Source organism: Pseudomonas sp. ERMR1:02 (assembly GCF_002277815.1).
Lineage (GTDB): Bacteria > Pseudomonadota > Gammaproteobacteria > Pseudomonadales > Pseudomonadaceae > Aquipseudomonas.
Window position 1 is genome coordinate 74764 of record NZ_NKJI01000011.1, and the last position, 14649, is coordinate 89412.

General features: G+C 56.9%; 15 protein-coding genes and 1 pseudogene. 7 read left to right on the forward strand and 9 right to left on the reverse strand.

Annotation, left to right across the window (positions count from 1 at the left end):
- Positions 1 to 37: 37 nt before the first annotated feature.
- The 3 genes from CES87_RS19620 to CES87_RS19635 all read left to right on the forward strand — a co-directional run bounded on the left by CES87_RS19620 (position 38) and on the right by CES87_RS19635 (position 3038).
- Entirely contained in the window at positions 38 to 694 is a 657-nt protein-coding gene (locus CES87_RS19620) for a TetR/AcrR family transcriptional regulator (protein WP_128607415.1), read from the forward strand.
- 334 nt (positions 695 to 1028) lie between these two features.
- Complete coding sequence (locus CES87_RS19630; protein ID WP_128607416.1) at positions 1029 to 1433, forward strand: DUF6632 domain-containing protein; 405 nt, start codon at positions 1029 to 1031, stop codon at positions 1431 to 1433.
- A gap of 387 nt (positions 1434 to 1820) precedes the next feature.
- Positions 1821 to 3038 (forward strand): patatin-like phospholipase family protein, encoded by a 1218-nt coding sequence (locus CES87_RS19635; protein ID WP_128607417.1) that lies wholly within the window; start codon positions 1821 to 1823, stop codon positions 3036 to 3038.
- Between the two features lie 29 nt (positions 3039 to 3067).
- Here CES87_RS19635 and CES87_RS19640 read toward each other — a convergent pair whose 3' ends face one another.
- Positions 3068 to 3463 carry a GFA family protein gene (locus CES87_RS19640; RefSeq protein WP_128607418.1) on the reverse strand — a complete coding sequence of 132 codons (396 nt, stop codon included), beginning with the start codon at positions 3461 to 3463 and terminating at the stop codon, positions 3068 to 3070.
- A gap of 231 nt (positions 3464 to 3694) precedes the next feature.
- Between CES87_RS19640 and CES87_RS19645 the strand changes: the two genes are divergently transcribed.
- Together CES87_RS19645 and CES87_RS19650 are read left to right on the forward strand one after the other, a co-directional pair.
- A complete protein-coding gene (locus CES87_RS19645; protein ID WP_128607419.1) occupies positions 3695 to 4348 on the forward strand; it encodes a hydrolase in 654 nt (217 codons plus the stop codon).
- A 108-nt stretch (positions 4349 to 4456) separates the two neighbouring features.
- Positions 4457 to 4888 carry a DoxX family protein gene (locus CES87_RS19650; protein ID WP_128607420.1) on the forward strand — a complete coding sequence of 144 codons (432 nt, stop codon included), beginning with the start codon at positions 4457 to 4459 and terminating at the stop codon, positions 4886 to 4888.
- Between the two features lie 288 nt (positions 4889 to 5176).
- Here the strand turns inward: CES87_RS19650 and CES87_RS19655 are convergent, their stop codons facing one another.
- From CES87_RS19655 to CES87_RS19685, 8 genes are all read right to left on the reverse strand, one after another.
- Positions 5177 to 5488 (reverse strand): hypothetical protein, encoded by a 312-nt coding sequence (locus tag CES87_RS19655; RefSeq protein WP_128607421.1) that lies wholly within the window; start codon positions 5486 to 5488, stop codon positions 5177 to 5179.
- A gap of 547 nt (positions 5489 to 6035) precedes the next feature.
- Positions 6036 to 7082 (reverse strand): UbiD family decarboxylase domain-containing protein, encoded by a 1047-nt coding sequence (locus CES87_RS19660; RefSeq protein WP_371858232.1) that lies wholly within the window; start codon positions 7080 to 7082, stop codon positions 6036 to 6038.
- Between the two features lie 384 nt (positions 7083 to 7466).
- Entirely contained in the window at positions 7467 to 7982 is a 516-nt protein-coding gene (locus CES87_RS32670) for an MFS transporter (RefSeq protein WP_218196347.1), read from the reverse strand.
- Positions 7940 to 8716, reverse strand: a complete 777-nt coding sequence (locus CES87_RS32675; protein ID WP_218196349.1) for an MFS transporter — start codon at positions 8714 to 8716, stop codon at positions 7940 to 7942. The genes CES87_RS32670 and CES87_RS32675 overlap by 43 nt, the downstream gene beginning before the upstream one ends.
- A 92-nt stretch (positions 8717 to 8808) precedes the next feature.
- The gene (locus CES87_RS32680) at positions 8809 to 10029 is read right to left on the reverse strand and encodes a phosphoribosylanthranilate isomerase (RefSeq protein ID WP_128607423.1); all 1221 of its coding nucleotides are present in this window, start codon (positions 10027 to 10029) and stop codon (positions 8809 to 8811) included.
- Positions 10026 to 11081, reverse strand: coding sequence for an anthranilate phosphoribosyltransferase (gene trpD / locus CES87_RS19675; RefSeq protein ID WP_128607424.1), 1056 nt, complete (start codon positions 11079 to 11081; stop codon positions 10026 to 10028). Before trpD ends, CES87_RS32680 begins: the two co-directional genes overlap by 4 nt.
- Positions 10999 to 11706 carry a cysteine hydrolase family protein gene (locus CES87_RS19680; RefSeq protein ID WP_218196351.1) on the reverse strand — a complete coding sequence of 236 codons (708 nt, stop codon included), beginning with the start codon at positions 11704 to 11706 and terminating at the stop codon, positions 10999 to 11001. The genes trpD and CES87_RS19680 overlap by 83 nt, the downstream gene beginning before the upstream one ends.
- Before the next feature lie 29 nt (positions 11707 to 11735).
- Positions 11736 to 12638 carry an LLM class flavin-dependent oxidoreductase gene (locus CES87_RS19685; RefSeq protein ID WP_128607425.1) on the reverse strand — a complete coding sequence of 301 codons (903 nt, stop codon included), beginning with the start codon at positions 12636 to 12638 and terminating at the stop codon, positions 11736 to 11738.
- Positions 12639 to 13367: 729 nt separating this feature from the next.
- On the opposite strand from CES87_RS19685, the gene CES87_RS19690 reads away from it, so the two are divergent.
- Positions 13368 to 13964, forward strand: coding sequence for a nitroreductase (locus tag CES87_RS19690; RefSeq protein WP_256591000.1), 597 nt, complete (start codon positions 13368 to 13370; stop codon positions 13962 to 13964).
- Between the two features lie 110 nt (positions 13965 to 14074).
- A pseudogene (locus tag CES87_RS19695) lies at positions 14075 to 14634 on the forward strand (NADPH-dependent FMN reductase).
- Positions 14635 to 14649: the final 15 nt, after the last annotated feature.

The following is a 14649-nucleotide window of genomic DNA, read 5'->3' on the forward strand; positions in this document are numbered from 1 at the left end:
AGCTTACATTTTAAAAACTCATGTTCTGGGGCCTTCTTTGAGCAAAAGCCGATCGACCGTCAACCCCAGGAAAATCCCGGCCCAGGCGCGCTCCCGTGCGACGGTCGATGCGATTATTCAAGCGGCGACTTACATTTTGACCAAGGGGGGCTGGGAGAGCCTGACGACCAACGCAATTGCAGAGCGTGCGGGCGTCAACATTGGTTCGCTGTACCAGTTCTTCCCGAACAAGGAGGCCGTGATTGCTGAGTTACAGCGCCGCCACGCCGTGGCAACGCGTGCCGATCTGCTTAAAGCGTTAGAGGTCTTGCCGCAACAGCCCTCTCTTCGAGAAGCGCTGACTCTGATCGTAGAGATGATCGTCAATGAACATCGCGTTGCGCCGGCGGTACACAAAGCCATTCACGAAGAGTTACCGCGCACGGTAAGGCACATGCCGGAGAACAATGATCAGCTTCGCAGGCGGTTCTCGGATGTACTCAAACCGTTCATGAAGAACGTACCTGACTCCGATCTTTCGATCTATCTGATGAGCATTGCTGCGCATGAGATCATCCACACCGTTACTGCGGATCAGCCAAAGCTGCTTGAAAATCCTATTTTTGTTCTAGAGGTCGTCATCCTGCTGGAAAACTATCTCTGCCGGAGACAGCTGCAAGACGAAACACAAACACTCGAGGAACTGGCAGACTGAATCCGGTGCGCGCGCAACGTTTGCATCCAGGTCTGACCGACCGCTTTGATAGCTGCCAGGCGCGAAAGACTGAAATCGGCCGATTCTGTTGAAGAAGTCGGCCATGCTTTCTGGAGCAGAAAAGTACGCGTCTGAGATTGAAATCTTTACTTTCGACAGAGGTTTCTGGACTCGGATTTCACGTGGCAGCGTGCTAAAAGGGCGCTTTCACCGATCGGTCTTTTGGTCGTTTCAGAAAACCGACTTTTTCAACAGAATCGGCCAGAAGCAGCCGGTGGACGCAGCGATAGCAAATGAGTAGCTATGCTTGATCTACTGCAAAGAGGAGTCCGCCATGACCGTAGACGATCGCCTCAGGTATTTGCGCGTCGTTCTAGTTTTGGCTGGCCTGGCGTGCCTTGCTCTCTATCCACTTATGTTGTTCTGGCCGTCCGGCTGGGCCTGGCACGTCGGTCACTCGGACTACCCGATGATGATCGTTGGCATCTACGCCACACTTGGCGTGTTCTTGATCCTGGCCGCACGTGATCCAGCAGCCAATCTGAGCCTAATCTGGTTCACCGTGTGTTCTAGCGCCGTACACGGAGGAATCATGGCCGTCCAGGCGGTCACCCAGCCGGGGCAAATGGGGCACTTGGCAGGTGACGTGCCGGCGCTCTTCATCGTGGCGGTTGCCTTGGCCATCTTGACGCCCCGCTCGCAATTGGCCGCTCGGCCCCGGACACACAATGGGGCCTAAGAGCAGGTGACTATCAGGATCGAGACGAAAATCGCGTTTCTACGCAAATTTTGGTCTGCTGATCAACCAACGCCGACAGATTTTACGTAGCAATGCAGTCTTCAAGACTGTGCCCGTGTTTTTTCACAGCCTGGGGCGTTTTCTGCCTGTCACGACTGACCGGTTTGGGGTCGGAAGCGGCATCTCACGAAGGGCAACTGTCGGCCAATCCGGGGCGCGCGGCCAATGAGTTTTTTATCATGTAATGGAGCGCAAAATGAGCTACCTGGCGTTCCAGTGACGTGTCGCAGTCGGCTGGCGTGTAGTCATCTCGGGCACCATGGGTAGGAACTCTCTCGGGTACGATGAGCGCGCTTGCAGTCGACTGCAGGGGCCGGAGGAGGCGTTTTGAAACCATTCCCGCTCAGGCCTGGCGCCTCACTGGACATGTTTCTTCAAGCGTGCCTGCCACGCCGTGACGCGGTTCCGCCAACCTTGACGGACAAAGCTGTCATCCCAGGCATTCCCGATGCTCGCTACAGGCTGGACCACGGTGTGACTCCGTTCATTCAGGATGCAGTTCAGGCCAACAAACGTGAGAGCGAGGTTCTCGCAAGGGCTGGGAAGCCGAACAATATCCTGCCGCTGGCACATATGCTGGCAGTTTCGGGCGGCGGCGATGCAGGCGCATTCGCAGCTGGACTGATTGCTGGATGGACCACGCATGGGACTCGACCCATGTTCAAGGTGGTCACGGGCATAAGCGCGGGTGCCCTGGTCGCCCCGTTCGCTTACCTGGGGCCTGAGTACGACGGCGTGATTCGCTATGTCTCCAACGCAATCGGCCCAAAAGACATTTTTCATTCGCGAAACGTGCTAACCCGTTTTGCCAGCGACGGTATAGCGGACAGCAAGCCACTGTCACGGCTCATCGCAAAATACGTCACTGCGCAGATTCTTGCGGCAATCGCATCGGAATACGCCAAGGGACGAATTCTGCTGATCGGCACAACTGACCTTGATTCAGGGCGGCCAGTCACCTGGAACATGGGCGCCATTGCCGCAAGCCAGGCACCGGGAGCGCTCGACCTCTTTCGCAACATCATGCTCGCGTCGATGAGTATTCCCGGTGCAGTCTCACCCGTCATGATCGATGTGGACGTTGACGGCAAACAGTTCCAGGAAATGCACGTGGACGGAGGGGTCATCACTCAAGTGTTTCTTTACCCACCCAGCACCGTGATGGCGCTGAGCAAAGCCACCGGAGCACCTTTGCGACTCGAACGTCATTTCTATGTCATTCGTAATGGGACACTGGAGCCGCAGTGGTCCGGGACGAAGCGCCGTACATTGAGCATCGGCGGTCGAGCCATCAGTGCATTGATTCAAACTCAGGGGATCAGCGACCTGGAGCGAATCTACCGTATGGCGCAGCAGGATGGAGCGGATTTCAATCTTGCGTACATTGGCTCCGACTTTTCCTTTGCGCACAATAAGAAATTCGATGGCGAGTACATGAAGCGTTTATTCGATTACGCCTTTCAACTCAGCGCGAAGGGCTATCCGTGGCATAAATCGCCGCCTTCGGAAAACACTAAACTACAAACGCTGGCAGATTTTACGTAGCAACGCAGACCTCAAAACGGTGCGTGCGCTTATCGATCAGGCTGCCATTGTGAGTAATTCGGGAGACCTTCCCCATCCAGCCACGCTACGTCCTGCTCCGTCCAGATGTGATATTGGGGCCGGGAGCCAGGCTCCTCGTCTAACGTAGCTACGCGCACGATCATTGCGGCTGAGCCGTTACGCTCAGCTGCAAGGTGCGATCCGCAGTGGGAGCAGAAGTGTCGGATCTTCCCGGGAGATGACTCGAAAGCCTTCAATGCGTCCAGGCCTTGAGTCCATCTGAAATGCTCTCTCAGCACTCCAGCCGTGGAGACATAGGCAGCCGCATGAGTCTTGCGGCAGGTAATGCAGTGACAATGGCTGATTGGCATATCAATGTTGTCGATCTCATAGCCTACAGCCCCACAAGCGCAGCTTCCTTTCATTCATTCCTCCGATTTCGTCACAGTGCGAAGATTTCCAGGCGGTAAATGACTCGGAAAACATCCGGGATAGCATAAAAAAGGCGTATATCCAGACATTCTGGTCTGCCACTACTCCGACCCGAACAACAGCAATTATCTCAGCACAAATCTTCCAGATCCGCACATCCATACAATCGCCCGCTCCAGTACACCATGAGAATGCACACTCTCAAACGAATCTGGAGAAGTGTCATGGCAACTGCAAAAGCAGCACCCGGTAAAGGCCTGTTGGATCCTTCCAACCACGCTCTGATCCTGATCGACTTCCAGTCTCAGATGTCATTTGCCACCAAATCCATAGATGCCGTCACCCTTCGAAACAACGCTGCACTGATCTCGAAAGCAGCAAGGGAATTTGGTGTTCCAGCCATTCTTACCACGGTCGCTGAAAAAAGTTTTTCGGGCCCCATGTTTGAAGAAATCACCTCGACCTTTCCTGATCAGAAGCTCATTGATCGAACCAGCATGAACACCTGGGAAGATGAACGGATCGCCGTTGAAGTGAACAGGATCGGTCGCAGTAGAATCGTTCTTGCCGGTCTCTGGACGTCGGTCTGCATCGTGGGCCCGGCGATCTCTGCGCTTGAGCAAGGATTCGAGGTCTACGTCATATGTGATGCCTGCGGCGACGTTTCAGATGAGGCTCATGAACGCGCCATTACCCGTATGGTCCAGGCAGGCGCACGTCCAATGACTTCGCTCCAGTACCTTCTTGAATTGCAACGCGACTGGGCCCGCAGTGACACCTACAACGAGACTGTGAAGACCTCCATTGCTCATGGTGGCGCTTATGGTCTTGGTTTGATTTACGCCAAATCGATGTTCAACGCCTCTGAAAGTCACTGATCTGCTTTACGCCTCATTCCGATGGGGATGGGCGCATTCATGCGAGTCTCGCAGATGAGGACGGGGTATTGGAAACCCGATGCGATCAATCGAATGGGGCCACGTAGCATGACTACGACGGATGTTGATACGCCAACGACAGCCGCCGATGTCGCGCTGTGCTGGCTACGAATGACCGGGTGTCTGTTGCTGTTGTCAGTGCATGGCATCCCAAAGCTTCTGCATTTTCACCATGAATTGGGATTGATCGAAGACCCGTTTGGCATGGGCAGTTTCTTGACGTTGTCGCTGGCAGTTTTCGCCGAAGTGCTGTGCCCGGTATTCATTGTGTTGGGCGTCCTGACGCGCCTTGCGACCTTGCCGGTTCTATTTTTGCTCGCGGTATCGGTGATCTGGGTGCATCCGGAGTGGAGCCTGGGCGAGGGGCAATTCGCATGGCTGTTACTGATCGTATTTTCGACGATCCTTATCGCAGGCCCCGGGCGGTTGGCATTGGGAACTGGCTTGTCGCGACGTTGGCCGTTTTTGCGCGAACTATAGTCGACCGCCGGCCTCGATCCGGCCTTCAGCCTTTTACTTCAGCGACGGCCCTGGAGGGGGCTGCATACGCGCTGATGTGAAGGTGAAAATTGCGAAGGAGTAAACAGGTCTTTGGTGTTGTCGATTGAGATAGCGAGCAAAGGTGCGGTGCGGTGCTTTGTACTGTCCGCCCTCGTGCCGCAACCCCATTGAGCTTGAGAGGTGAAAATCATGAACAACATCATCTACATCGTCGGTTTAGTTGTGGTCGTCGTGGTTGTCCTGTCATTTCTCGGACTTGCCTAGCGTTCAATTTTTGCACTCCGCCAACACCACTTTGCAGGTATCGGGCGTGCCTCCGGATCGGCCGGCATAGCGTATGCAATTATCCAAGGACTTTTTGCGAGCCATGCTCAAGGTGTCGCCCCAGGCCAGGCCGCCCTCGCCGGCAGTGGGTAACGCTTTTGCATAGCAACTGGAGCCAGTACTGGAGCCAGTGGTTGAGGCCGTATAGCGGGCCGTGGCAGGTTTGCCTGCACAGGCCGCTGTCAGCGACAGGCTGATGGCGAGCAGGGAGGGCAGGATCCATGACGAGCATTGGCGCGCTGTTTTTACGGTCATGCCGTTTCCCCTGTAGCAAGAGGTGTAAGGCGAATTTGTGATGCTGCCTTAGTCAGATTAGACCGGGTTGTGCTTGCCCTTGGGGCCGTTCAGCGGACTGATTGGCTTGCTCAAGCGCAGCTATGGGTGCAGTCAATACGTACTGCGTGCTACAGAGAGTGCGTGGTTGCTGAAATGGCTTAACCGACCGGCGACACGTTTTCCATTTTTCAAGAGTATTTATAACGGCGTGCCGGGATACCTGTCTGCGTAGCGCTAAACGGTGCCGCGCGTGCAGAAAGGTTATACGGGTTCACCAGGTCGGCACGGATCGTTTTGAACTGAGGCCATGGGTTACGGAAATTTTCGATGCGAGGGCATCGAGACGGTCCTGCCGTCGGCCACCAGGTTCAAGTCGTATCCACGGTAGGCCAGCCGGTCGGCATAAACCGCATCCTGGACGCACTGCAGTCCTCCAGCCGTAGCAGATACTGGCAGGGGCAGGTTTGGGGACTCGCTCGCCGCAATAGTGCATAGGCCAGGGACCACTCCAGTGTGCAAAAACCAGTCAGGCAAACGCCCGACGAAACCGTGAACGCAAGGCGAACGGTACTGTGCAATCGAAGATGCTTTTGGGCGCGACGCCATTGTGCTGTCCCGTGCGGTAAAGACTCGACAGGGTCGGGTCAAGCGGCGTGCCGGGCAACGGTCGAGTATTGTAAATATCCATTTCCGCCCGAAAGCGAGTGGACATTGCCCACAACACTTCCTCGGCCGAACAGGGATTGACGTCTTCGTCCAGCAACAGGATGTTCTTGGTACTGGAGATATTTTCGAGCAGTCTCTGTGCGAGTTGCCTTACCCGCTGATCATCCGCTTCGCATGACTTTAGTACCTGCAACACAGTAAACAGGTGGCCGCCACCGGCGGGTTGGGCCACGATATCCTTGACCAACGCGTTCATCCCCCAATCACTGAGCAGGCGCAAAATCGAAGCTTCCTGGGCGCCGCCCAATAATTCGGACTGTTCCCTGCCAGGCCCCGAGAGCGCCTGGTAGATGGCATCCGGGCGATGGCTCAAGGTACTCACGCGTAGCGTCGATACCTGGCCGCACGGTGAGTAGTATCCAAGGTACTCAGGCATGGAGTGTGCGTCGCCGACCTCGGATTCGGCTTCCATTTCGTAACCCAAGGTCGCCTCCAGGACAATCTCGGCGTGTTCGACAAAACGCCCGGTGTTGGAAAAACAGGGGGCAAGCTCGACCCCGGTCCCCCGGACCGCCCCCACGACCCCCAGCTCGTCATCACCAAATCCGAGTGCGGGTTTGCTCAAGGCTGCGGCGATGTAGATTACCGGGTCCATGCCGATGCTGACTGAAACCGGCAAACGCTCGCCACGTTCGGCATGGATATCGATCAGACGTTGCAGATCCCCTCCCGGATAGATCGCGATAACGACCGAAGAAGGCTTGATCGTGATGCGGTGAACCGAGCAATTGGTGGCACCACTGCGTTCATCGCGGGCATAGACCATACCCAGCGTAATGGTCGGCCCCGGATCGCCGGCCGAACACGTGAGCGCGGGCAACAGAGCCTGCAAGTCGGGATTTTCCACGACCACCCGATCCACCGATCTGTGCACCATGACGGGCGCAATCGGAGCTGTGATCGCCCGATACAACAATGCAGCATTGGAGACATCCGTGGCCTGCCTGCCTTGGGGATCCAGAAAGATCCGGCAATTGGCTCGACTGCCCAATACTCCCAGCAACACCGGAAACACCCCGTCAGCGGCTTACGGTACAACCTCAGAGGTTGCTCCGCGCTCATCGCCGAGTTGGCCGCTGTTCGGTAGGCGCCCAGATAGTCACTCAGCAAGTCCAGGTTCGGATCAATGGGTGTATCGATGTATTCCAGGGCTTGCCCGTGACACTCAAGCACGCTAAGAGCGGAACGAAGATCATGAATATCAAGATTGTCAGTCATACCCGCCCCTCGTTCAGGAACCTGCCGAGGGTGCCGGGATAGCGACCTGAGGCAACTGTCGGCCGGCAATCAGGATAAACACCACTGATAGCAGCGCACAGAGCGCACCCAGCATGATCGAAACCGCGTAATTCTGATAAAGGTCGAACAGTAGCCCTGCGATGCTCCCTCCGATCAGGGCCGCCAACCCGACCGAAATGTACAGGGCGCCCAGAATTGCTCCCAGGTTCGCCGTGCCGAACCAACTGGCAGCCACCGATGGGTAGAGGGATATGCAGCCACCATTGGCCACGCCGAAACAAGCAGCGAACAGCGCCAGCGTGACGAATGTATGGGCGCCAAGCCACAGTAGATTGAGCAGCACCAGCGCGAAGGTCAAAACGATCAGAAGGCGACGAGCCCCCATCCGGTCACCGATGCTGCCCAGGAACAACCTGCCGGCCACGTTGCCAACGCCGATAAGCCCAATTAACAAGTTGGCTTGGGTTACGGAAATACCAAACTGGCGAGCGTAGGGGTTGATGTGCACAAGCGCGAGAAACAGCCCGACCGAGCCAAAGAAAATCGCCCCGAAGTACCACCAGAATCGGCCCGTACTCGCGGCTTCGGCCAAGCGCATGCCGCTGGGTGCCACATGACGCCCGGCGCCCGAAGAAGAGGGGCGAGGCCATCTGGTAAAAGGCCAAGCTCCTGCGGATTGCTCCTGACCAGCGATGCCACCAGCAGACCAACCACAAGAATGGCCACGGCGAAGATCTGCATGGTCGATTCCCAGGAAAAATGCTGCATCAGCAGCCCTGCCGCTGACGGTCCGACAAAAGTCCCGACACCGGTTCCTGCCAGCGCAATACCTGAAGCCATGCTGCGGTTCTTGACGAACCAGCGCTGGACCGCAGTCACCGTCGGCACATACACCAGACCGACCCCCAACCCGACAAGGGAACAGAAGCACACCAGGAACAACTGCAACGAGCCGGAGGCAAGACTGCTGAGGAAAAATCCCAGCGCCAGCAAGATTATGCCGGCGCAGACTACGACCCGGGTCGAGATGCGGTCCGCCAGAGAACCTGAAAAAACCCCTACCGCGTAATAGATAAAGGCCGTCAGTGAAAACACCGATGCCACGGAAAAACGCCCCACCTCGAAGTTGGACTGGATCTGCGAAAAAAACGCTCCAAAGGAGTAGGCGCCGCCAAAGATCAGTGCCAGCAGCAGATGCGCCGCGAACACCACGTACCACCCTGGAAATATGTTGGTTTTCATAACGGTTTGCTCTCGGATCTTGCTTACGGTTGAACCACAAAAGTGGCTATTTTCCACTCCTGGAAAGGGGGCGCGAGAAGCGCCCGCTGGCGTTAATAGGCAACATCGACCACGCTCGACGTTGTCCCTGATACCCGCACGCGAACGAGGGTCTTGACCTCCAGACCGGTGACGTTGCGCACCCGCTCGACCCCGGCATAGTCCAGCTTCTCGGCCACGCAGATAATTTGCTCGACATGGGCACCAGCACGACGTACTGCCTCTATCAGCCCGATGAGCGTGCCACCGGTGCTGATCAGATCGTCAACAATGACCACCCGGTCACCGGGCTCGACACCGTTCAAGTACAGTTCGCCCGAAATGTACTCGCAGTCGAAGCCCACCTTGACCTGCCCTTCGAGCCCCGACGGATACCAGCGCGCGATGCCGAATGGCAGGCCGCTGAGCAAGGACACCGCGGCAAGCAGGACGCCGCCCTTGTCCTCCTCACCCACCAGTTTCAACCCAAGGGAAAGATCTGCGGCCTCGCACACCCGTTGCGCCGCCACGTGCAACAACCGCGCGGACGTTGCGGGTACCTGCTCGGTCAGCGAGTTGATCAGAAACTGCTTGCCGTGGACCTCCACCAGCGGCCGGTCATGGAATGCTTCGCGCAGGATATCGATCTTGCCGAATTCGATCTTTACCAGACCATGCTCCTGCCCGGCTTTTTCAACCGCCGAGACAAAGGCGCGCATCTTGTTGCTGTCCTTGGTGCTGGCGGTTGCCGAGACTCCGCTGCTGACATCCACGCCATCAGGGTTCAGGGCTTCCACCAGATGCCGGACGTTGTTCGCATTCAAGCCTCCGGCGACTATCACTGGGCGAGAAAAACGACTGCGCCGGAGCAGTTCCCAGTCAAAGCGCTGGCCCGTACCACCGTCCCGACCCTCAACGTAGGTATCGAACAGGTAGGCACTCACCTGATAGCTATTGATCAGGTCAACATCCACTTCAGTGGCGACACGAAAGCCCTTGATCACGGGCTTATCGATCTGCTGGCAGTATTCATTGCTCTCATTGCCCTGCAGTTGGACCATCGAAATGCCCGAGCGCTTGATCGCGTCCAGCACCATGGACAACGGCTCATTGACAAACACACCGACAGTGCTGATAAACGGCGGCAGCTGTTCGACGATCCCGCGCACCACCTCAGCACTGACCTGACGTGGGCTTGGCGAGAAGACAAAACCCAGTGCATCGACACCGGCATTCACTGCCGCCAATGCATCCTCCAGCGTGGTGATGCCGCAAATCTTTACGGTTGTTTTCATAATCCGTGCCCCAAAAATCTTTGAAAAACCTGATAGGCCTTGCCGCTGTCAATCGCCGCGCGGGCCATGCTTGCACCTTCCAGAAAACTCTCGGCCTTGGCGCTCAACACCAACAGCGCGCTTGCAGCGATGACCACGGCATCGCTGCGCGGCCCCCGCTCGCCTTCAATGATGGCGGTGCACAGTTGCGCATTGCGTAGCGGGTCACCACCCGCCAGGTCCTCCATACGGCAAGCTTCAACGCCGAAGTCACGCGGGTGTACGCTGAACGTCTCGACAGTGCCGTGACGAACATGGGCAACCAGGGTCTCGCCGACGCAACTGACTTCATCAAGCCCATCGACGCCGTGCACGACAAAGGCTTCTTCGCGGCCCAGCCTGAGCAGCGCATCGGCGATTAGTCCAAGCTGAGAGGGTCGTGCAACGCCTATCAGCTGACGCTTGATTGCCGCCGGATGAACCAGCGGGCCTGCAAGGTTGAAAAGGCTGCGTACTCCGATCTCACGCCTGATTTCACCGATACGCGGAGCAAAACGGTGAAAGCTGGAGGTGGCGACAAAAGCGAAGTTGTACGCGGCGAGATCCGCCCGAATCTGCTGCGCACTGCTGCGTCGCTCAACATCCACGCCCAGCACGGCAATCATGTCGCTGCTGCCGCAACGGCTGGTAACGCTGCGGTTGCCATGTTTCACAACCGGTACCCCCACCGCCGCAGCCACAAACGCCGCCGTCGTGGAAATATTGAAGGTTCCCGCGCGATCGCCGCCGGTTCCACCGATATCGACCGCGTTGTCGAAACCGGTCTGCAGCGGCGAACTGCGGCTCAAAATGGCGTCGACCGCCCCCGCGACCTCGTCCGCCGTTTCACCTTTGCGACTGAGCGCAACCAGCGTCGCAGCGATCTGTAGATCGCTGAACTGGCGATTGAGAATGGCCTCGACCACCTGTCTCGTTTCCAGCCTGGACAAATCAGCCCGCTCTTCGACCAACTGACGAATCACCTGGTGGTAATCGGCACAAGGCAGCTGTCTGGCTTCCTGCACTGTGCTCATGCCTGTACCACACAGCTGTCACGCATATGTTGCATGACCGAGTCCATAGGTAGGACCCGCCGAGGACATAGCCGATATTTTCGAGCGCAGCCAGATGGCGCGCCTCGTTGGTACCAGCCACGCATTCGCGCGGCACCCAGACGCGGTAATCCAACTGCAAGGCATCCTGAGCCGTGGCACGCACGCAAACATCAGTGGCCACACCCGTCAACACCAGCGTATCGACCCCCAGCCCCTTGAGCAGCAAATCCAGGTCGGTCGCAAAGAAGCCGCTGTAACGGCGTTTCACTAGGACATAATCGCTCTCATGGGGGCGCAGTTCATCGATAATTTCGACACCTGGCGTGCCCTCGACACAATGCTCGGTTTCCCCATATTCAAGCTCCAGCCCGAAATCGACTTTTTGCTTGCGGTGCGACTCGCGGGTATAGATGACCGGGATCCCCAGGGTCCGCGCCAACCCGGCCACTTCGTGGATCAGCGCAACGATGGTGCTGGCGCCCTTGCAGGCGATGGGTGCGTCATCATCGACAAAGTCGTGTTGCATATCGATCACCACCAGCGCGATGTTGTGCGGGGCTTTGACCGTTGTGAAAGGTGATTGCATCGTGCTCTTCCATTCCATTGAGATGAGTCAGGCGAAATCGGTAGCGACTATCCGGGCCAGGGCGGCATACTGTCTCGGGTAGCTGCCAGATCATCCAGGTGGTCGAAGCACATGATGTGCAATACGCCAAAGCCGCCGGACTGTTCCTGCATGTCCTCAATTTGCTGCCTGACCGTTTCAGCTGAGCCCACGATCCAGCAATGCTGCGCGACATACTCGACCGTGACATCGCTGTCCGGCACATCGGGATGATGCTTGAGCAATCCCAGGGCGCTGTTCCCCGCCAGCATCGGCAGATAGTCCTCGCGAAAATAGCGGCCCATCTCACCGCCCACCGAACGTCTCCATGCCTCTTTATCGGTATCTGCGACAAAGAAGGGGCGGCTCACCCGCCACATGTCTCTTGAAGGCGCAACGCGTCCGGCCTCAAGGGCTCCGCGCTCCACCGCAGCCCAATGGGTATGCAGGTACTGAGGGGTGAAGCAAAAACTGATGGGAATCCATCCATTGGCACCGGCAATCCCCAAGGTGGCTGACGAGGCCGAAAGACCGGTAACGCCAATCGGTGGGTACGGCTGCTGGAACGGCTTGAGGTGGTAACCCGAACATTTGTCCATCTGGTCGGCAGGCCGCCGTACCGTCCAGTACTTGCCGCGATACTCGAATGGACCTTCGCTTTCCCAGAAGCGGGTCATGATAGCGATCGACTCGGCGGTCATCTCGCGATGCGCGCCGGACTTGTGATCGATGTTGAACATTTCCAGATCGAGGTTGGTGCCACTGGCACCGATTCCGACCATGAGCCGGCCTTCGGAAACATGGTCGAGCAAACAGATGCGATGAGCCAGTTCCGCGGGGTGGTGGAAAGGCAACATGAAGGCTCCGGGGGCCAGTTTGATGCGCTTGGTTTGAGAAAGGCTTGTGCGATCAGAAGATCGGGTGAAGGGCATGGCTCTGACGGCATCATGTAATGCTCGCCAATCCAGGCTTCTTCGAAACCAATGTGGTCCAGGTATTCCAGTGTATCCAGATCGTGGAAATGACCGTCGCGGATAGATCTATGGCGCGGATGCGCCGGCATCATGAATGCTCCCAACTTCATCAGGTGTTCCCCCCCCTTAAGCGCCGTCCATGGCTGTCGTATAGACTTGTACATATACGTAAGCAATTTTTCAGCCAGCCTTCTCCGTCCGTCATTGTTCAGGCGTACCAAAAACACCAAAAGCCCGCACAACTAATTGGATCCAATATAAAAAGGGCGAAAAAAAATAAATGCCCCAGGCCTTCGGCCCGGTAAGTCTGGAGGTTCTTTTTTTTCACCGGAGCGATACGTTGGGTAACAAGCTGTTGGGAAAAGTGCGGGGCGATGACAGCTGAAGAGTGCGTTGGAAAATGGCAAGAAGCCAGGCCAGTCCCGTCTGCCATCCATGTCCCCCATAGGCTTGCTGGTTTCTATAGTGAATCCGATGCGCGACGAGTCTGCTGTTGCACCACCTGCATTTCCAAGCTGCATACACTTCACTGCTCTTCCAATAAGTGCTGTGTGACACTTTGCGGACTAATTACAAGACCGTTGAAGTTGTGGAGTTTGGTATGAGTTCGCTCGCTGATGATTTTGATGCTGTGGTTGCTTCGCGCAGGGCTGTGCGGGCTTTTTACCGACGCCGGTCCCCAGGAAGTTGATCAGCGAAGTCATCGACATCGCTCGTTTAGCTCCGAGCAATTCGAATATACAGCCCTGGTCGGTTCATGTAGTGACCGGGGAACCGAAGCGCGCCTTGAGCGCGTTGCTGGCCACTGCTCACACCGACCCGACCGCCGAGCCGCTGATGCATTTGCCGGACAATCTTGCGCAGAAGTACCGCGAGCGCCAGGAGCATTTCGGCACTTTGTTCTATGGCCTTCATCAGGTGGACAAGTGCGACATCGATGGAAGGACTCGAGTGAGCGGGCTTAATTTCGAGTTCTTTGGTGCGCCGGTGGGGTTGATTTTTACCATCGAGTCGAACTTGAAAAAATACAGTTGGCTCGACTACGGACTGTTCCTGCAAACCCTGATGCTCGCTGCGCGGACACGGGGTTTGGCCACGTGCCCGCAGGTTGCATTCGCCCGGTTCCAGGCATTGATCTCGGACTTTTTGCACCTGGATAACGGCCAGGAAATTGTCTGCGGCATGTCGCTGGGTTATGCGGATGAAACCGCACCGTTGAACTCCCTGCGCATGCCCCGTGAGGCAACGCAAGTTTTCACGCACTTCATGGGCTTCGATCAGTAGTCCATTTCCCGGGTCGTCACTCTATGTTGGGCATTGGGCCCATCGGGTAATTGGCGTCCCACACACGGCAACACGAGGTGTATATCAAGATGGCAGTAAGAGTTCTGGCCATGTCTGGCAGTGCCCGAAAGGGTTCCTTGAATCAAAAACTCCTGAATGTCGCTGTGCAGGGCGCATTGGCGGCAGGCGCCGAAGTCACCGTGGTTTCGTTGAGCGATTATCCGCTGCCTTTTTTGACAGTGACCTTGAGAAAGAGCAGGGCGTTCCTGCCCACGCCGTGCAGTTGCAGAAGTTGTTCAGTGAGCATGATGCGTTGCTGGTGGCCTCTCCGGACTACAACGGCGGTTACACGGCAATGTTGAAAAACGCTATCGACTGGATGAGCCGGCCTATCCCTGAAAAAGTCTCCGGGCTGGCCTTGTTTGCCAACAAGGCCACCGCCGTGATCTCCGCATCGCCGGGCCCCATGGGCGGCATTCGTTCCATGTTGGCCATGCGTGGTGTTCTGGAGAAACTCGGGGCCGTGCTGATCCCTCAAACCTTTACCCTGGGGCTTGCGCACCAGGCATTTATCGAGGATGGCCAGCTCGGCAATTCGGTGGTGGAAGGTGAAGTGAAGGCGGTCGGTGCCGCCCTGGTCAGGTTCTGCGGCGCGCTTCGCGCAGCCTGACCCGAACCTGAGCAA